The following is a 19,238-nucleotide window of genomic DNA, read 5'->3' on the forward strand; positions in this document are numbered from 1 at the left end:
AAGGAGCGATATTAGAAATGAATGAAATTACACATCGCACAAAAACACGCCCTGTCAAAGTCGGCAATTTGACAATCGGTGGAAATGATCAAGTTGTCGTCCAAAGCATGACAACAACAAAAACACACGATGTTGAAGCAACCGTTGCTGAAATCAAACGTCTTGAAGAAGCAGGCTGCCAGATTGTTCGTGTCGCATGTCCTGATGAACGTGCAGCAAATGCGATTGCCGATATTAAAAAGCAAATTAACATTCCGCTTGTAGTGGATATTCATTTTGATTATAAATTAGCCCTTAAAGCAATTGAAGGCGGTGCAGACAAAATCCGCATCAATCCAGGTAACATCGGAAAACGTGCGAAAGTCGAAGCTGTCGTAAACGCCGCTAAAGAAAAAGGGATTCCAATCCGCATCGGTGTCAATGCAGGCTCCCTCGAAAAACGTATCTTAGAGAAATACGGCTATCCGACTGCAGATGGTATGGTTGAAAGTGCCCTTCATCATATTCAAATTCTAGAGGAACTTGATTTCCATGACATTATTGTGTCGCTAAAGGCTTCTGACGTGAACCTTGCGATTGAAGCTTACGAAAAAGCCTCTCGTGCCTTTGACTATCCGCTTCACTTAGGGATTACAGAATCAGGAACACTATTCGCGGGTACTGTTAAGAGTGCTGCAGGCCTTGGAGCAATCTTGAGCAAAGGAATCGGTAACACTGTTCGTATCTCATTAAGCGCAGACCCTGTTGAAGAAGTTCGGGTTGCAAGAGAGTTGCTGAAATCATTTGGCTTAGCTGCGAATGCGGCAACACTTATTTCCTGCCCAACATGCGGCCGAATTGAAATTGATTTAATTAGCATTGCAAACGAAGTAGAAGAATACATTTCAACAATCAAAGCACCAATAAAAGTCGCAGTGCTCGGTTGCGCAGTAAACGGTCCTGGTGAAGCTCGTGAGGCGGATATCGGCATTGCAGGTGCACGTGGTGAAGGCTTACTATTCCGCCATGGAGAAATCGTTCGTAAAGTACCAGAAGAGATAATGGTTGAAGAATTAAAGAAAGAAGTCGACAAAATCGCAGAAGAGCATTATAAGAAGCAGGCTGAAGAAGCACAAGAAGCTTGACGAGAAATATCTCGTCAAGCTTCTTTTTTAGATTAGAACCAGACCCATTCAACGGTGGAATCAAACAACAGATTCTCGGCTGAACGCTTCTATGTTCTTTTCTATGCATATGCAATCCCTTTAAGCGATATCAAAAAAAGGGTGCAATAAATAATGATACGATAATCGCAGCTGCTCCGACACCGATAGCCCAAGCGCCTAAGCCTTCTGCTCCTCTTCTACGTGCCATAAAGCCGACAATAATGCCTGCTGCCCCTAAGATCACTGGCAAGAAGAACAGTGCAAGAATCGACATCGCTAGCGCAAACATACCAAGCCCTCTACCGTCAGTATCTTCAGCTTCTTGACGAGCACGCATATCATGCGCATCTTCTGCTCGAGTCTCACTGTTGACTTCAGGTAATCGAGCTGGTGCCATTTCAGCGGCTGTTTCTTCGCGATATTCACGCTCAGCGGCTGCTCGTACTTCCTCTTTATCGTAGGTTTTCGAATTGTTCTCAAAGTTATTTTCTGTCATTGTTCATCCCTCGCTTTCCTTTATAGAGAAGCATTCATAGTATGAAGCATAGGGAAGCGATTATAAGTGACAAATGTTTGCACTTCGAACAAATATGTTACAATATAACTTATGTTGAAAAGAGGTGGTTGCATATGAAATCAATTCGAATGGGTATCGACATTGACGGGACCGTCACATGCCCGAGCACATTTGTGCCATATTTAAATGAAGCATTTCAAAAAGATTTTACACTTGAAGACATCACACAATACAATCTTGTGCCATTACTTGGCGTTTCTGAAAAAGAAGTCGCTGCATGGTTTGCCAGAAATGAGCAACGCATCTATGCGGAGTCACCGCTTGCAGAAGGTGCGATCGACGTGCTAGATGACTGGAAGCACGAGCACGAATTCTTTTTCATTAGTGCACGAGGAAATCATTTGCTCAATACAACAAAAGAATGGTTTGAAAAACATAATATTCATTTCGACCATATTGAGCTAATTGGTCAACACGATAAAATCAAAGTCGCTCAAAACCACGATGTCGATATTTTCTTTGAAGACAAACATGATAACGCGGTTGAGATTAGTGAGGAATGCGACATTCCGGTCATTTTATTTGATACACCATATAATCGTAACCCTATCCCAGACAAAGTGATTCGCGTTTACAGCTGGCAAGAAGCCCAACACTGGGTCGAAAACTGGAAAAAAAGTGAATCATTACGACGAGAAGCATAAAAAAGCCCTCAGCATTTTCACCTTATTTGGTGATGCTGAGGGCTTTTTTCGACGTACAGGATGTACTAGCTCAGGCGTTGGCCCAGGATGTGCCGTTCTTAGCCAGCGTTCCTTTGATTTTGATCCAGCTATGGCGCCTAGGGGCTCGAGGTCATAAGTCAGCCTGCTGCGAGGACAAAAAACGGTCCTCTCCGCATTCTGCCTTATGCTTGTCGCCCCTGAGCAAGGCGCCTCCGCTTTTCTTTTGTCCAGCTATGGCGCCTAGGGGCTCGAGGTCATAAGTCAGCCTGCTGCGAGGACAAAAAGCGGTCCTCTCCGCATTCTGCCTTATGCTTGTCGCCCCTGAGCAAGGCGCCTCCGCTTTTCTATTTACATTCTGGGCATTTGCCGTAGATTTCGAATTTGTGGCCGGTGATGTCGTAGCCGGTGAAGTTTTCGTCTAGGCGTTCCATTGGGCAGGCATGGATTTGGGCTGTTTTGCCGCAGTCGAGACAGATAAAGTGATGATGATGTTCGTTTGTGGCGCATTTTATACGAAAGTGTTTTTCACCTTCTAATTCTGTTTCTTCCAAGATTTCTAGCTCAGCAAACAATGACAAGTTACGGTAAATTGTATCAAAGCTTAAGCTTGGGAACTTGCTTTTCATATAATCCAACACATCTTTTGCACGAATATAGCGATTATTTTCAACGAACAGGCGAAGCATTTCTTCCCGTTTATTCGTATATTTATACCCTTTATTTTTCAGCATATCTAAGGCATGATCAAGCTTCATAACGCTTTCCCTCCTGAAATAGAGAAACTATCTACGACTAATTTTTCTCCATACAATCGAACCTAACAAAATGAAGACAGCAAGAACAACAATTGTACCACCTGGAGCCAAATCTAAGTAATAAGCCCCTACAAGCCCTCCCATAACAGCTAACTCTCCAAAAATAACAGACATGAAGATGGTTTGTTTGAACCCTTTTGCAATACGAATACTTGCCGCCACAGGTAGTGTCATTAAGGAAGACACTAATAGTACGCCAACGATGCGCATAGAAGCAGCAATAACAAGGGCAACGATCACAATAATTATTGAATGAACAGCCTTTGTTTTAATACCAGATGCAATGGCATGTTCCTCATCAAAGGAAACAGCGAATAATTCTTTATAGAATAGAATCACTGTTGCAACAACAATGATCGTAATAGCAGAAATCATCCACAAGTCGCCGCGACTTACGGCTGTTACACTGCCAAATAAATAACTGAATAAGTCCGAGTTAAATCCATCTGCAAGTGAAATGAAAATAACACTTAAACCAATCCCACCGGATAAAATAATCGGAATAGCCAACTCCTCGTAATGCTTGTACACCTTCCGAAGCTGCTCAATAAATAGTGACCCAAGCACAGAAAAGCCCATTCCAAAATAGACAGGACTCAAGCCAACAAGCCCAAACTTCTTCTCTAACAGCATGCTTGCTGAAATGCCGGCAAGTGTAATGTGTGAAAGTGCGTCTGCAATCAATGATAGACGGCGCACAACGATAAACACTCCTAGCAGTGGCGCAATAAAGCCAATCATCATTCCTGTAAGCACTGCATTTTGCAAAAATTCATAACGAAAGAAGCCTTCAATCATGTGCATGCCCTCCATGATTATGTGTTAACACTTGGAGCGAATGACCATAGATTTGCGAAACATTCTTTTCTTCAAGCTGCTCAAATTCTTCGGCTTCTCCATGAAAATGCAAATGCTTGTTTAAGCAGGCCACATGTGTCACTTTATCAGTAATAGTCCCTATATCATGCGTAATCAGCAACAAGCTCATGTTTCGATTACGATTTAAATTCTCAAGCATGTCATAGAACATATTCACATTTTGAGCATCGACCCCTACTGTTGGTTCATCTAGAATCAACAGGTCCGGTTCGCTGACAAGTGCACGAGCAATGAAAACCCGTTGCTGTTGTCCGCCAGAAAGCTCGCCAATATTTTGGTTCGCATACGCCATCATATCAACCGCTTCAATTGCTTCATTCACTTTCTGCTTCTCTTTCTTCCCCATAAACCGAAAGAAACCGAGCTTTGAAACAAGTCCCATTGACACAACTTCATGAACAGTAGCTGGAAAGCCAGTGTTAAAACTGTTTGCTTTTTGAGAAACAAAACCGATACGGTCCCAGTCCTTAAACTTTTGAATAGGTGTGCCAAAAAGCTTTATGCTCCCGCTTCGTGGTTTCTGTAAACCGAGAATGAGTTTAATTAGAGTTGACTTACCTGAGCCGTTCGGACCGACCAGACCAAGGAAAGCTCCTTGCGGCAAGCTAAACGTAATATCTTCCAATACATCTTGCTTTTCATAACGAAAGTAGACGTGTTCAATATCTAAAATGGGTTCCTTCATGGTTCATCACCTATACTCACTTTAATAATTTGTAATCATTACGATTTATTACGATTTGCGTACCTAAGTATACTAAACTGATCTTCGAATGTAAACAATACCGCAAAAAAACCTGAGCTATACGTCTTGTACAGCCCAGGTTTCCTTTTTTAGCTATTGGTTATATGCAACAAGTTGTTCTTGTTTCTTTGCTTTATTTTGAATACGCTTCGCGTACCAGCTCTTAGCATGTCCATTTTCTTTCACGTAATTTTCCAAGCCATAAATGCCGCGATGATAAGCAGTTAATGCTTGGTCCCAGTCCCCTTCGTAACGTTCATGCAAAAAGTCCAAATAGACGACCGACAATTGAATGGAATAGTAAGGATTGTATAATAAGTCATCTTTGTATTCAATACCGGCCATATCTGCAATCCATGGCGCTGTATTTTTCATAAACTGGGATAACCCATAAGCATGTCCATATTGCGTTTTAGGACCTTTAAGCTTCGGGTCGAATGTGTCTCCTGTTTCAACGCGAATCAGCTCATATACAATGTATGGGTCAATCTCATACTGTTTTGCTTTGCTGATTAAAAATAGTCCCCATTCTTTTTTAAACTTTCCATCACTTTGTTCAACAAATTGATTGGCAAGCTTTTGAGCTTTCTGCCATTGTTTATAATTTGAAAAAGATACTTTCCCGATTTTTTCTTCCTCGTTATTCTGTGTATACTTCATCGCATCACGATACGTAATATTCTTTTCCTCTAACTCTGTTACCTCTGCCTCGAGCGCAGATACTTTATGTTGATAATGACTTTGCATTGCAACAAACACGCCTGCTCCAATGATTAACAGTGCCGTGAAAATATATCGAGGACGATTGATGAATTTCTTCACCTATAATCACTCCTTTTCTAAACTCATAGCGCTGATTGTAACGAAGTTTTTTACCTTAAGCAAGAGATAAATACACTCAAAAATAGGATAAATGGATGGTTGAAGCCCATTTCAAAGGGTTTAACGCCTTATTTTCTTGTAAAAACATTGACTAATCCTCATTTTCTTATGATTTCGTCAACAAACATGGTTTTTTTAAGTAAAAATCCAAAAATATGTTAAATAAAAAGCAGGTCGTAACCATCACGCCCTGCAAATTTCGGAAACGATTAATGAATCGGTGACTTGAACTTTGCACCTTTCGTTTCTTGTGTATTCATAATCGTAATAAATGCGCTTGGGTCCACATCATGGACAAGTGCTTTTAACTTTGTTACTTCTAATCGGGTAATAACGGCATAAATAACATCCTTCTCAGCATCCGTATAGCCGCCCTTTCCTTTCAACTTTGTCGTTCCGCGACCAAGCCGATCCAGAATTGCGTCCGATACTTCTTCATAACGGTCAGAGACAATAATAACAGCCTTTGTTTCATCAAGACCTTGGATAACGGTATCTATCGTTTTGAACGCTATGTAATAGGCTAAGATTGAAAACAACGCCTGTTCAAGACCAAATACGAAAGCAGCCCAACCAAAGATAAAAAGATTTATAAACATTACAAATTCCCCGACTGAAAACGGCAGCCGCTTCGTCATTAAAATACCGAGAATTTCTGTTCCGTCCATTGACCCGCCGTGACGTATAACAAGACCCACCCCAATACCGAGCGTTAATCCGCCAAACACAGCTGCAAGAATGGGTTCCTTCAAATCTATCGGTGCTGCATGGTGTAGAAAGCTTTCAATAATTGCAAGTGCTAAGATACCGAAAATCGATGAGAACACAAACGTCTTACCGATTTGCTTATAGCCATAGTACATAAATGGCATATTTAAAATAACAACAAGCGTCGCAAAGCTAATAAACGGCGAGAGATCACCGAATAAATGATCTAAAATAAGTGAAATACCAATAATACCGCCATCAATAATTTCATTTGGAACAAGAAAGAGCTCGATCGAAAATGCTGCAAGCCCTGCTCCAATGCAAATCATGACAAGTCGATACAATAAATGTGGTATGCTCTCCCTCTTATGCTGCTTCTTTGCCATAATTCCCTCCCGTTACTCCTTTTTACAACCCTCATTATGCAAGCGGAAAGGAAAAACTCACGGTAGTCCCAACACCAACTTCACTTTCAATTCGAAACGTCCCGTTATAATCATGAATAATTTTCTTACACATTGCCAGACCAATTCCTGTACCATTTTCTTTCGTTGTAAAAAATGGTTGTCCAAGCTGTAATAAGATATCCTCTGGAATCCCTGGACCATTATCCTGTACACGAACGACGTAATGATTCGAACTTACTGCTGTTGTAAGCGAAAATTGCGGTGAAGATTCCGTTCCATCAAATGCTTCAATAGCATTACGGAGCAAGTTCAACATCACTTGCTTAATCATTGCTTCATTAGCTAGTACATAGTGAGGGCAGTCTACTATATTATGGCGGAATTCGATATCATGAAGCAAACATTCTGCACGAATAATGTTGAGAATAGCACCAAGAACCTCATGCAAATAAACCTGCTCTTTTTTCTCATTCTTGCGGGCCATTGAAAGAAACTCCTCAATAATCCCTTCCATCCGGATCATCTCTGCCATAATTGTTTCATAATATTTGTCCCAGCCCTTTGTCATTTTCGACAATTGAAAGAAACCGCGAATAACAGCAAGTGGGTTACGGAGTTCATGGGCAACTCCTGCCGCTAGCTGAGCTACGGTATCCATCTGTTCCTTATAGACGAGTAAATTTTCAAATTTCTGTTGATAAGAATGATCATACAACATGACACATATGTTCTGACTCTCCTCTAAAATATGTGCTTTCAGCTGATAGAAGACGTCTTCTGTATAATAAATATGCTCGACCATCTGATTAATGAATAATACTTCCTTTATCAAAGACATCATCGTATTATGTAAAATATGCCCATTTAGACATCGGTCCAAGGATTCACCAATCATTTCCCCAGCATCCTTCTCGATAAACTTCACAAACGAATCATTTACAAATTGCACCTGCAAATCCTTATTCAAAATTAAACATGCTGTATCTAGATGATTTTTCACTAGCTCTTGAAAACATGTATCCTGCTTCCTACTTAACTCAATACTTCCTTTCATTCATCCGTCACCTCAGCAATAATTTTCCCAACAAGAACATGCACCATTTTCAACTGTTCCCATACTCTAATAAAAATTGTACTTTTGAAATCTTAAAAAATGCTTAAATCCTCTACGTGTGTATGTTATCGGCATATCGTAAACGAATCTTTAACTAAAGGACGTGACGTTGATGAACCCTTTTTTACAAACGATCGTCAATACGAAGATTAAACAATTAACCCCAGGTGAACTAATCCAAATGGCAGAGCAGTACGACATTTCCCTCACTAAATCCGAAGCTGAAAAAATCGTCATGATTCTACAAAAAGAAAACATCAATATCTATAACACGACTCAATTAAATCAACTGCTTGAAAAAGTACGCCGAATCGTTGGAAATGAAGCAGCAGGCAAAGCCGCTGAATTACTCGAACAATTTCAATCCGTTTTGTAAAAACATACAAAAAGAACGAGCTTTTGTACGCAGCTCGTTCTTTTTTATTTATCGGTATTAAACTCGACAACAAATAAACCAATTAAGCAAACAGCACTCACGATATAAAAAAACACCAATACAGATCCAGGAAAAAGGCGCAAGCCACTTGCTATAGGTGCAATCAACATGACAGCGATAAGCATAAGCCTTAATTGTAGGCCTGTCTTTTTCGTTAACTTCTTCACGATTCCCACCTCACATAAAGTAAAGACGCGAAAATGAATGAATTTTCGCGCCTCTCATCATTTACTCACCGCTTAAAATCTTTGTAAGCACATCTTCTTCAAACGATTTATTGCGGAACATCGTTATTTCATGTTTATATGGCGGCTTTTTATTTTTCTTATCTTCTCCGACATAAGGTGTTTCAAGAATCTTTGGAATATCATTAAATTGCGGATGATGCACAATCCTGTTTAATGCTTCAAACCCGATGTGACCGAAACCGATGTTTTCATGACGGTCTTTTGCAGCACCACGTTCATTTTTACTGTCGTTTACGTGTAGCACTTTCAACCGCTCAAGTCCAACGATTCTGTCAAATTCCTCAAGAACCCCATCGAAATCATCTACAATATCATAGCCTGCATCATGTGTATGGCACGTATCAAAACAAACAGAAAGCTTATCATTTAATGTAACGCCGTCCATAATTTTCGCCAACTCATCAAACGTTCTGCCACATTCGCTTCCTTTACCAGCCATTGTTTCAAGGGCAATTTGTACCTTTTGGTCTTTCGTTAATACTTCATTTAATCCTTCAATAATCTTTGCTATCCCAGCATCTGCCCCAGCTCCTACATGGGCGCCTGGATGCAACACTATCTGCTTTGCTCCAAGTGCTTCTGTCCGCTCAATTTCTGAACGAAGAAACCGAACACCGAGCTCAAACGTTTCAGGCTTTGTTGTATTTGCAATATTAATAATATATGGCGCGTGAACGACAATCTCATCAATACCATTTTCCTTCATATGTGCTGTGCCGGCTTCAATGTTAAGTTCTTCAATTGCTTTACGGCGCGTATTTTGCGGAGCACCTGTATAAATCATAAATGTCTTTGAGCCATAGGAAACAGCCTCTTCACTTGCGCCAAGCAGCATTTTCTTTCCTTTCATCGAAACGTGTGAGCCAATTTTCATTTCTTTCACTCCATTCCCCTATTTAAAACGATTGTTTCGCTTCATTTTACGTTTTACTTTTTCAATTTCTTGCTGACGTTTTTTCTTATAGCCAGGTTTGACTTTTTTCGGTTTCCGAACAAGCTTTTTAGCGGTTTTTTCGAATTCATCTGTTGTCTTTGCACGCTTTGCACGTTTATTACGCGGACCGATATCAATCCATTCATTATCCCGAAAATCAACATGTTTAAAGGAAATCCCCATCTTTTCAAGCTTATTCAATGAATCTTCGTCACTTAAGCTGTAGAGCGTAATCGCTTCACCCGAAAAGTCAGCACGCGCTGAGCGTCCAACACGATGAATATAAAATGTCAAATCATGGTGAGGAATATCTGCATTAAGCACATGACTGACACCTTGAATATCAATACCACGAGCTGCAAGGTCTGTACCGACCACGTACTGATATTCTGCCTTTTTGATTTTTTTCATCACATTTTTTCGTTCACGTGGTGTCAAATCACCATGTAGGCGTCCTACATTAAGCCCTTGTGCTAACAAATAATCCGCTATTTCATCTGCTTTCTTACGCGTATTAGCAAAAATCATCATCAAGTATGGATTAGCCATTACAGATAAATCATAAATTATTTTCATTTCATCACGATGACGCAGTGGCACAAGGTAATGGGTAATCTTCTCAGGTGTCGCTTGTGTCGGTTCCACATGGACAAAGCGCGGATTTTCCATATATTTTTTCATAAAAGGCTTCAGCTTCTCAGGAACGGTTGCTGAAAAGACAAGCATCTGTAATTTTTCAGGCATCTTTGCAGCAATTTGGTCCACATCTTCTATAAAGCCCATATCTAGCATTAAGTCGGCTTCATCAACGACAACCGTTTTTGCTGTATAAACAAACAACGCTTGTTCACGAACTAAGTCATTAATTCGGCCAGGTGTTCCAATCACGACCTGCGGCTGCGTGCTGAGCTTCTCCATTGTCTTTTGTTTATCTGTTCCGCCGATAAAGAATTTAACTGTCGCAGGTGTCTCTTTCGGAAAGCGATCAGCAATTTTACGAGCCTCCTGATAAATTTGCCGCGCTAATTCACGCGTCGGCGCTGTGATAACAGCCTGCACTTCGTTAAGGGTTGGATCGATATTCTCAAAGATCGGAAGCAAATATGCATGCGTCTTTCCAGTACCAGTCTGTGCTTGTCCAACCGCACTTTCTCCATTCAATATGCTCGGAATAATACGCTCTTGAATATCTGTCGGCTGGTAAAAGCCTAACTCCTGAACTGCCTCTATAATAAACGGTTTAAAATCAAAACGATCAAATTGTGTTTTCTTCATCAAACATTCTCCTTAAGTTAAATTCCATAGACTGTTCCGACGCAAAAAAAATTACGAGTCCACCTAACATTCTATTATAAGTGAAAAATAGGTCAACAACCAATTCTTCTGGGCATTTGTCTATTTTACATCGAAAGCACACCGAAACAAAGCATCTCTCATATTTTGTAATAGAGATTTGACTTGAACATTTTTTGAATCAGGATAGGAAAGGAGGAGTTATAAAATGTTCAGACCTCCAATGCCGCCCATGCCTACACGTGGCTATATGCCATTTTTCCAACAACAAATGTCACCTACAATGTTTCCTTCACAGCTTCCGATGGGTCAGATGCAAGGATTAAGCCGAGGGGGTGGGTTGCTTTCCCGTTTATTTAGTGGAGGGGCAGGGCGAAACGCCATGATGTTAAACGGCATGAGAGGCTTCTCTGGCTTCCCTGGTGCTCAACAAGGAATGCAAGGATTATCTGGCATGCAAGGTGGTCTCTCTAGCTTACAAGGCCTCACACAAGGTGCAGGCGGATTCACAGGTGTACTTGACAACCTTCAAAAAGGCTTAAAAATGGCGCAAACGGTCGGCCCAATGGTACAGCAGTATGGACCAATGATACGCAACATCCCTTCAATGATTAAATTGTATCAAGAACTTTCAAATATGGATGACGCAGATTCCAGCAACACTGAAAATGAAACAACTGAAACGGTCGTCGAAGAATCAAACGAATCTTCCATTGAACAAGAGACAACGAAAGAAAGCCGTCCTTACTTACTCTCGCCGCCTACTGACGATGAATTTGAAGAATCAGCTGATGATTTTGAGGACATAGATGAGAATACACTTGATCTTACGACAATTGGCGAATCACATATTGAGCAAGAAGAAAGTCTGAAACCAAAAGTTTCTCAGCCAAAGCTTTATATATAAATTTATTTTTTTAATATCTTGTTGTTTTGTATTCCATTCTGCTCTCCTTTATAATGAAGGTGGAATGTGCCCTGAATATGAATCTATCAGTAAGCTTTAGCACCAACTAAATAAAAGAGGTGCGAGCGAAATGGCGCATAATATACAGTTCGTAAGGCGTGTAGCTTCACCCTTTTCCACAGACATAAAGAGGAGGATAACAGAATGGAAGTTATTAAAATTGCCCCTCGAGGTTATTGCTATGGCGTTGTCGACGCAATGGTGATTGCACGAAATGCCGCTTTAGATAAATCATTGCCAAGACCAATTTATATTTTAGGAATGATCGTTCATAACGCTCATGTTACGCAGGCTTTCGAAGAAGAAGGTATCATCACCCTTGATGGTCAAAGTCGCTTAGACCTATTAGAAGGGATTAATGAAGGAACTGTTATCTTCACTGCACACGGTGTTTCGCCAGAGGTTAAGAAACGTGCAGAAGAAAAGGGCTTAACTGTGCTCGATGCCACATGCCCTGACGTAACGAAAACACACGATCTCATTCGAGATATGAAAGAAAAAGGCTATGAGGTAGTCTATATTGGTAAAAAAGGTCATCCAGAACCAGAAGGTGCATTAGGTGTTGCCCCCGATATTGTCCATCTCGTTTCCAATATGGACGATGTAAAAGACTTAGACATCCAATCTAATAAAATTATTATCACGAACCAAACAACAATGAGCCAATGGGATGTTCATGACATTATGGAAAAGGTTGTGGAACGTTATCCACATGCTGAATTTCATCGTGAAATTTGTATGGCAACACAAGTACGACAAGAAGCTGTAGCAGAACAAGCAAAAGAAGCAGACCTTACCCTTGTTGTCGGTGACCCGCGCAGTAACAATTCCTGCCGCCTAGCACAAGTTTCAGAAGAAATTGCAGGAACTCCTGCCCACCGGATCGCTGATGTGAGCGAAATCAGTCTAGATTGGCTGAAAGGTGTTCAAAAGGTGGCCATTACAGCTGGTGCTTCAACACCAACACCGATTGCTAAAGAAGTGATTAAATTCATCGAACAATATAACCTAGAAGACACCAGCACACATAATCCAGAACGTAAAGTTGCACTTAATAAAATTCTGCCAAAAGTAAAGAAAAAAGCATAACAAATGCCGCAGTCTCGCACTGCGGCATTTGTTTATTTTATAGAAATGTAAATGGGTCTGTATTCGGTTTTGAGGCGATTACCTCTGTTGCATACTTTTTCTCATCTAGAAAAGACTGGAGCACTTTTCGCACGCCGTCTTTCATTACTTTTTCAACATTATGGCCAGGATCGACAATGTTTAATCCTTCCATCATCGCATCATGTGCCACATGATAATACATATCACCTGTTACATATACGTCCGCGCCCTTGAATTTTGCATTCTTCCAGTACTTATTACCGTCACCGCCAAGCAGGGCAACTTTTTGTATCTTGTTGTCCAAGTTACCAACAACGCGAAGACCTTTTACATCAAATGCCTGCTTCACGTGTTCCGCGAACTCTTTTAGGGTCATTGCTTGGTCGAGCTTGCCAACACGTCCTAATCCAAGCACTTCACCTGTATTTTCAAGCGGATAAATATCATAGGCAGGTTCTTCATATGGGTGTGCTTTTAACATCGCACGAAGAACTTTATTTACCTGTGACTTTGGAACAATCGTTTCAACCTTTACTTCATTCACATGCTCTATTTCACCTTGCTTGCCGATGAATGGGTCTGTTCCCTCACCTGGTAAGAACATGCCAGTGCCTGGTGTATTAAATGAGCAATGGCTGTAATTACCGATATGACCAGCACCTGCGTCCCCTATCGCTTGACGCACACGGTCTGCTTGTTCCTCAGGTACGAAGACAACAATTTTCTTTAACGGGTCTTCATATGTCGGCACAAGTACGTCTGTTTCCTGTAAGCCGAGCGCTTCTGCCATAAGGTCATTTACGCCACCTTTGGCAACATCAAGGTTTGTATGAGCCGCATAGACGGTAATATCATGCTTCACCAGCTTTGCGACAAGCTTTCCTTGTCCTTCGTCAGTAACAAGCTGCTTTAAAGGACGGAAAAGGATTGGATGGTGAGCAATAATTAAGTCTACTTCTTCATCAATCGCTTCATCAACAACCTCTTCTAGAACATCAAGTGCAATCATTATTTTTTTTACTTTTTTATTTAACGTACCAATTTGTAAGCCAATTTTGTCGCCTTCAACTGCATATGACTTAGGCGAAAATCGCTCAAATGCTTGAATGATTTCTTGTCCATTCGCAAAGTTTGCCACTTTAAAGAACCTCCTCTGCCAATTTCATTCGCGATTCGATCTTTGCTCGCTTTTCAGCTAATGCTTCATTTTGTTCAGCACCTTCCATTTGCTGAACAATCTTTTTCCACTTCGCATATTCGTACTGCCACTTTTTACAGAATGCCTCATTTTTCTCTTTCATTAAAAAAGGACCAAACAAGAGTGCTGCTTCTTCACGAGCCTTATATGGCACATTAGCATCACCTCTGTCAGCAGTTAATATTTCATAAATCTTTTCGTCTTCCTCCAAGATTTGCTCACGCTTTAATTCCCAGCCATTGTCACGGAGCCAAATACGGATAAATCTCGCTCCGACGTTTGGCTGCAAAACAAGCCGTTTCACGCCAGCAAGCTTTTCCTTGCCATCTTCAAGAATTGAAGCAATTAATTGGCCACCCATTCCGGCTACAACAACAACATCCACCTCTCCAGGAGCCATAACTTCAAGACCATTTCCGCGGCGTACGGAAATTTTACTTTCTATCCCACATCGCTTTACTTGCTCAAGTGCAGATTTCCAAGGACCTTCATTAATTTCACCAGCAATACCTTCAGAAATAACACCACGTAAATACGCATAACACGGTAAATAGGCATGGTCCGAACCAATATCTGCAATCGTTGAATTTTTTGGAATCTCATCTACAACAGCGCATAATCGCTCTGATAATCGTATCTCATTCATCATTTTCACCACATTTTCCTTATTCCACAACTACTATCATACAAGTACACACAAAAAAAGAAAAGAGAAGGCGAACCGTCTGATACAAAAGAAAAAGCTTCTTGCCCCTAATCAGACAAAAAGCTCCTCTTTTTCACCTTATTTCTTTTCTGCTAGCCATTGTGCTAACTTGTCCTGTGCCTCACCAGTTACTAGGCCTCCAGGCATGCTTCCTTTACCGTTTTGAATAATACCCTTAATGTCGTCAGCTGATAGCTTGCTTCCAACCTGTGTTAAGTTTGGACCAGCTCCACCTTCAAGGTTCTGACCGTGACATGCTGCACAGCTTTGCTTGAAGATTTCTTCTGGATTTGCAGGTGCCGCTTCTTCTTGTGCTTCACCTTCTGCAGCTTCTCCTGGTGGATTACTTAACCCGTAACCTCCCAAGCCAACAATAAGAATAATACCAATAACCATCGTAATTAGGTAAGGCATTACTGGGTTGCGATTCATCTCTTTTCCTCCTTATGTATATGTACATTAGTACAGTGTACACGTACCACAAGCTATGTTAAAACACCTATATTTTACTGCAAATACTCGCTCTAGAAAAGGGGGTAGCCCTAAGTTATTCTCATTTTTATAAAAAGTTCATGTAAATGTCAAAACTCATCAAATATTTTAAAGAAAAATTACAAAAAAATTAAAAATTCTTAAAACTTTCCTAGAACGAATAATTGATATACTAAGATAGTATCATTCAATTCTTCTCATTTCACAAAAAACTATAGGAGACAAGCAATACAGCACTTGAAATTCCTGCAATTAGCAAATACGTTAATTTCGTTTTCCAACCTATAAGAGTCCAAGTCATACAGTTAAATAGAATGACGGTAACTAATGCCCACTGTGACGTACTTACATATGTACTCATTAAATGAACAGTTGCAAGGAACAAAACTAATGACCCCGTAATAATCGGTAAGTGCATCCATTTATCTTTTTTACGATAATAAATAATTCCAGTTATTACAGATACCCCTATAAATATGGAAAAGAGTCCGATTTGCAAAAGGAAAGACAATTCAGTAAAATAAATGACAAGAAATGTTATCGGTAATTGAGCGAACAAAATAAATAAAAGGAAATAAAATGGCATACGGGCTATGTTCACCTTATGCTTAGTCCTGGTCTTAGCCTGTTTTATGTGCTCCGTTTGTTGCGGTTCTTCTTCTCCCTCAGTATAAAGCTTGAGTAGAAAATCACAATACTGGGCAGGGAGTAAATGGTGTTCTTTCCAATAACGTATTTCTTTAATAATTGTTTCTTTGCGGTCACTCACTTCAACCACCTCAATGGGTTCTTTGAATACTAGAAAAACTTGGCCCATCGCCAAGTCAACCCTAGTGAAAGCCACCTTGTGTTCGCTATTATCCAAAAAATAGTTTACTCCATACGCAATGAAGTAAACTATTCTCTGAGCTGGACTTTATTCTAAGAAGTCTTTTAAGCGTTTGCTTCGGCTTGGATGACGAAGTTTGCGAAGTGCTTTTGCTTCGATTTGTCGAATACGTTCGCGTGTAACACCGAAGACCTTACCCACTTCTTCTAGAGTTCTTGTTCGTCCATCATCTAAACCGAAACGAAGTCGAAGTACATTTTCTTCACGGTCTGTTAACGTATCTAGCACATCTTCTAGCTGCTCTTTCAATAGTTCATATGCGGCTGCATCTGATGGTGAAGTTGCTTCCTGATCTTCAATGAAATCACCTAGGTGTGAATCATCTTCTTCACCAATCGGCGTTTCTAATGAGACAGGTTCCTGGGCAATCTTCAGAATTTCACGAACTTTGTCTGGTGTTAGTTCCATCTCTTCACCAATTTCTTCTGGTGATGGCTCACGGCCAAGATCCTGTAGTAGTTGACGTTGAACACGAATTAACTTGTTAATTGTTTCAACCATATGCACTGGAATACGGATTGTTCTTGCTTGGTCAGCGATTGCACGCGTAATTGCTTGACGAATCCACCATGTTGCATACGTACTAAATTTGAACCCTTTATCATAATCGAACTTCTCAACAGCTTTTATTAAGCCCATGTTACCTTCTTGGATAAGGTCAAGGAAAAGCATACCTCTTCCTACATAGCGTTTTGCAATACTTACAACGAGACGAAGGTTTGCTTCAGCAAGTCGGCGCTTGGCTTCTTCATCACCTTGTTCAATACGTTTTGCTAATTCAATCTCTTCTTCTGCTGAAAGTAAGTCAACACGGCCAATTTCTTTCAAATACATTCTTACTGGGTCATTTATTTTTATACCTGGAGGTACACTTAAATCATTAAGGTCGAATTCCTCTTCCTTGTCTAGTTGCTGCATATTTGGATCTTCTTCAGATTCTCCGATTACTTCGATTCCTTTATCCCCAAGGTACTCGTAGTATTCATCCATTGTATCTGAATCCAATTCAAAGGCTGATAAACGTTCAGCGATTTCTTCATATGTTAAGACACCGCGTTTTTTACCAATTTCAAACAGCTGTTCTTTTGCTTGCTCCAATGTTAATTCAGTTTCAACATTTTTTGAACGAGCTCGTTTTTCAGCCATATGTTCGCCTCCTTCCAACTAATAAACGCCGAACCACTCTCTTAATGCTTCAGCTGCTTCTTTAACTCAATAATCTTCATTCCTATTTGCGCTGCACGCACAATATCCTGCTGTCTTTCTGCTTCTTTCTTCTCTTGCTCGAATTCATGGACTTCCTTCCATCGCGGATGGTCCAATACACAACGAATATAATCGCTTAATTCATGTTCGGACACCTCAGCATTTACTTCTAGCATTGCTAGGTCTGAAACGAGGTTGCGCAACCCCTCGTCCTCAATTCGATGCATGAAATCACTAATCTCTAGGGTGTCATGTTCTTCATAATAAGCATAGAGCATAATCGCTATCGCATTATGTTCATCAATGTTAAAGGAACAGGCAATCTCATCCTGAATCTTTTCTGCGATATAAGCATCTTGCAGCATATGAGCTAACAAATACCGTTCCGCATTATGAAAAGCCGGAAGCAATTTTTTCTGCGTTAAAACTTTATATTGATGCTTATTATTTCTTTCAAAAGATGGATTATCCTTCGACTTGCGTGTTTGATAATAAATGCGACGTTGCTCATCTTTTAACGTATCTAATGATATTGAAAATTCATCGGCTAATTGTTTCAAATAGTGCTCACGTTCAACTGCTTTCGACAATTTCGTTATTTCTTTGAGAATATCTTCTATATATTGGATACGATCTCCTGCTTCTTGAAAGTTTTTTCCTTTCCGAAGCAGCCGCATTTTATAAGACATATAGGTCAAGCTTGCCCCTATTACACCTTTTCGAAAACTTTCAGCTCCATGTTTTCTGATGTAGTCATCAGGGTCCATTCCATCTGGCATAACGGCCACTTTCACCTGGCAACCAGTGGCTTGTAACATTTTCGCAGCCCTATCTGCAGCATCCATTCCAGCATCATCACTGTCATAACATATAATAACCGTATCAACTAGACGATGAAGAAGGTCAGCCTGCTCTTCAGTCAGTGACGTTCCAAGGGTGGCTACGCCATTTGTTACACCGGCCGACCATGCCGAAATAACATCAATATATCCTTCAAACAGCACGGCGGTTGACTCTTTACGCATGGTTTTCCGAGCAAGGTGAAAACCATATAAATTTCTTCCCTTCTTGAACAAATCCGTTTCCGGACTATTCAAGTACTTCGGATTACCATCTCCAATTGCTCTTCCACCGAAGGCAATTACATCACCGCGTTGGTTCCAAATTGGAAACATTACCCGCTCACGAAAGCGGTCATAATAAACACCATCTTGTTGACGCTGTGCTAAGATTCCTGCAGCAGACATTTTATCTAATTGGAAGCCACGCTTTTCCAAAAAAACAGCTGTCGTCTCCCAGGAATCAGGTGCATAACCGAGTTCGAACGCTTCAATTACGTCATTCGTGAAGCCGCGGTCCTTTAAATATTCAAGGCCACGTCGGCCCTCCTTTGTGTTTACGAGTAAATGATGGTAAAATTTCTTTAAAAGGTCATGTGCTTTACGAGTCTCATTCGTTCCACTTGGACTATCAGCATACCTATCTGATTGCTCAAATTGTGGAAGCTCAATATTAGCACGATCTGCAAGCATTTTTGCTGCTTCTGGAAATTCTTGACCTTCAATATTCATAATAAATGAAATAACATTCCCACCAGCTCCACAACCGAAGCAGTGATAGATCTGCTTATCTGGAGCCACCGAAAAGGAAGGCGTTTTTTCACCGTGAAAAGGACAAAGACCAAAGTAATTCCGTCCCTGCTTCTTCAATTGAACATATTCAGAGACTACGTCTACAATGTCATTCTCTGAACGAATTTTTTCAATCGTATCTTCAGGTATGCGATTTGTCATGTATTTATCACCGCGCCCTGTGTGGTATT

General features: G+C 40.6%; 21 protein-coding genes. 5 read left to right on the forward strand and 16 right to left on the reverse strand.

The genetic code is table 11. The annotated features are described in order from the left end of the window. Nucleotides 1-17 precede the first annotated feature (17 nt). Entirely contained in the window at nt 18-1,124 is a 1,107-nt protein-coding gene (gene ispG, locus LC040_11155; protein ID WLR49856.1) for a flavodoxin-dependent (E)-4-hydroxy-3-methylbut-2-enyl-diphosphate synthase, read from the forward strand. Between the two features lie 130 nt (nt 1,125-1,254). On the opposite strand, the gene LC040_11160 is transcribed toward ispG, so the two are convergent. Continuing rightward, nucleotides 1,255-1,542, reverse strand: a complete 288-nt coding sequence (locus tag LC040_11160) for a DUF4190 domain-containing protein (GenBank protein ID WLR53269.1) — start codon at nt 1,540-1,542, stop codon at nt 1,255-1,257. Nucleotides 1,543-1,775: 233 nt separating this feature from the next. On the opposite strand from LC040_11160, the gene LC040_11165 reads away from it, so the two are divergent. Further along, the gene (locus LC040_11165; GenBank protein WLR49857.1) at nt 1,776-2,366 is read left to right on the forward strand and encodes a hypothetical protein; all 591 of its coding nucleotides are present in this window, start codon (nt 1,776-1,778) and stop codon (nt 2,364-2,366) included. A 365-nt stretch (nt 2,367-2,731) separates the two neighbouring features. Here the strand turns inward: LC040_11165 and LC040_11170 are convergent, their stop codons facing one another. From LC040_11170 to LC040_11195, 6 genes are all read right to left on the reverse strand, one after another. Beyond that, entirely contained in the window at nt 2,732-3,142 is a 411-nt protein-coding gene (locus LC040_11170; protein ID WLR49858.1) for a Fur family transcriptional regulator, read from the reverse strand. 27 nt (nt 3,143-3,169) lie between these two features. Then, nucleotides 3,170-4,000 carry a metal ABC transporter permease gene (locus LC040_11175; GenBank protein ID WLR49859.1) on the reverse strand — a complete coding sequence of 277 codons (831 nt, stop codon included), beginning with the start codon at nt 3,998-4,000 and terminating at the stop codon, nt 3,170-3,172. Continuing rightward, nucleotides 3,993-4,766, reverse strand: a complete 774-nt coding sequence (locus LC040_11180; GenBank protein ID WLR49860.1) for a metal ABC transporter ATP-binding protein — start codon at nt 4,764-4,766, stop codon at nt 3,993-3,995. The genes LC040_11175 and LC040_11180 overlap by 8 nt, the downstream gene beginning before the upstream one ends. Before the next feature lie 153 nt (nt 4,767-4,919). Beyond that, nucleotides 4,920-5,648, reverse strand: a complete 729-nt coding sequence (locus tag LC040_11185; GenBank protein ID WLR49861.1) for a transglycosylase SLT domain-containing protein — start codon at nt 5,646-5,648, stop codon at nt 4,920-4,922. A gap of 269 nt (nt 5,649-5,917) precedes the next feature. After that, nucleotides 5,918-6,802, reverse strand: coding sequence for a YitT family protein (locus LC040_11190; GenBank protein WLR49862.1), 885 nt, complete (start codon nt 6,800-6,802; stop codon nt 5,918-5,920). A gap of 34 nt (nt 6,803-6,836) precedes the next feature. After that, nucleotides 6,837-7,877 carry a PAS domain-containing sensor histidine kinase gene (locus tag LC040_11195; protein ID WLR49863.1) on the reverse strand — a complete coding sequence of 347 codons (1,041 nt, stop codon included), beginning with the start codon at nt 7,875-7,877 and terminating at the stop codon, nt 6,837-6,839. Nucleotides 7,878-8,049: 172 nt separating this feature from the next. Here LC040_11195 and LC040_11200 point away from each other — a divergent pair, with 172 nt between their 5' ends. Then, nucleotides 8,050-8,313 carry a DUF2624 family protein gene (locus LC040_11200; protein WLR49864.1) on the forward strand — a complete coding sequence of 88 codons (264 nt, stop codon included), beginning with the start codon at nt 8,050-8,052 and terminating at the stop codon, nt 8,311-8,313. 44 nt (nt 8,314-8,357) lie between these two features. Here the strand turns inward: LC040_11200 and LC040_11205 are convergent, their stop codons facing one another. From LC040_11205 to LC040_11215, 3 genes are all read right to left on the reverse strand, one after another. Next, nucleotides 8,358-8,540 carry a hypothetical protein gene (locus LC040_11205; GenBank protein ID WLR49865.1) on the reverse strand — a complete coding sequence of 61 codons (183 nt, stop codon included), beginning with the start codon at nt 8,538-8,540 and terminating at the stop codon, nt 8,358-8,360. Nucleotides 8,541-8,601: 61 nt separating this feature from the next. After that, nucleotides 8,602-9,495 carry a deoxyribonuclease IV gene (locus LC040_11210; GenBank protein WLR53270.1) on the reverse strand — a complete coding sequence of 298 codons (894 nt, stop codon included), beginning with the start codon at nt 9,493-9,495 and terminating at the stop codon, nt 8,602-8,604. 18 nt (nt 9,496-9,513) lie between these two features. After that, on the reverse strand, nt 9,514-10,830 hold the full coding sequence (locus tag LC040_11215; GenBank protein WLR49866.1) for a DEAD/DEAH box helicase: 1,317 nt from the start codon (nt 10,828-10,830) through the stop codon (nt 9,514-9,516). A 226-nt stretch (nt 10,831-11,056) separates the two neighbouring features. Between LC040_11215 and LC040_11220 the strand changes: the two genes are divergently transcribed. Then, nucleotides 11,057-11,755 (forward strand): YqfQ family protein, encoded by a 699-nt coding sequence (locus LC040_11220; GenBank protein WLR49867.1) that lies wholly within the window; start codon nt 11,057-11,059, stop codon nt 11,753-11,755. A 204-nt stretch (nt 11,756-11,959) separates the two neighbouring features. Further along, nucleotides 11,960-12,904: a 4-hydroxy-3-methylbut-2-enyl diphosphate reductase gene (locus LC040_11225; protein ID WLR49868.1), complete on the forward strand. Its 945-nt coding sequence runs from the start codon at nt 11,960-11,962 to the stop codon at nt 12,902-12,904. Nucleotides 12,905-12,941: 37 nt separating this feature from the next. Here the strand turns inward: LC040_11225 and LC040_11230 are convergent, their stop codons facing one another. The 6 genes from LC040_11230 to dnaG all read right to left on the reverse strand — a co-directional run bounded on the left by LC040_11230 (nt 12,942) and on the right by dnaG (nt 19,209). Then, entirely contained in the window at nt 12,942-14,063 is a 1,122-nt protein-coding gene (locus LC040_11230; GenBank protein WLR49869.1) for a Nif3-like dinuclear metal center hexameric protein, read from the reverse strand. A gap of 1 nt (nt 14,064) precedes the next feature. After that, a complete protein-coding gene (locus LC040_11235) occupies nt 14,065-14,769 on the reverse strand; it encodes a tRNA (adenine(22)-N(1))-methyltransferase TrmK (GenBank protein WLR53271.1) in 705 nt (234 codons plus the stop codon). 138 nt (nt 14,770-14,907) lie between these two features. Continuing rightward, entirely contained in the window at nt 14,908-15,261 is a 354-nt protein-coding gene (locus tag LC040_11240; GenBank protein ID WLR49870.1) for a cytochrome c, read from the reverse strand. 262 nt (nt 15,262-15,523) lie between these two features. Then, nucleotides 15,524-16,186, reverse strand: a complete 663-nt coding sequence (locus LC040_11245) for a hypothetical protein (GenBank protein WLR49871.1) — start codon at nt 16,184-16,186, stop codon at nt 15,524-15,526. A gap of 51 nt (nt 16,187-16,237) precedes the next feature. Then, nucleotides 16,238-17,356, reverse strand: coding sequence for an RNA polymerase sigma factor RpoD (gene rpoD / locus LC040_11250; protein ID WLR49872.1), 1,119 nt, complete (start codon nt 17,354-17,356; stop codon nt 16,238-16,240). Nucleotides 17,357-17,397: 41 nt separating this feature from the next. After that, the gene (dnaG, locus tag LC040_11255) at nt 17,398-19,209 is read right to left on the reverse strand and encodes a DNA primase (GenBank protein WLR49873.1); all 1,812 of its coding nucleotides are present in this window, start codon (nt 19,207-19,209) and stop codon (nt 17,398-17,400) included. Nucleotides 19,210-19,238: the final 29 nt, after the last annotated feature.

The organism is Bacillus tianshenii (assembly GCA_020524525.2).
Taxonomy (GTDB): domain Bacteria; phylum Bacillota; class Bacilli; order Bacillales; family Bacillaceae_N; genus Bacillus_AV.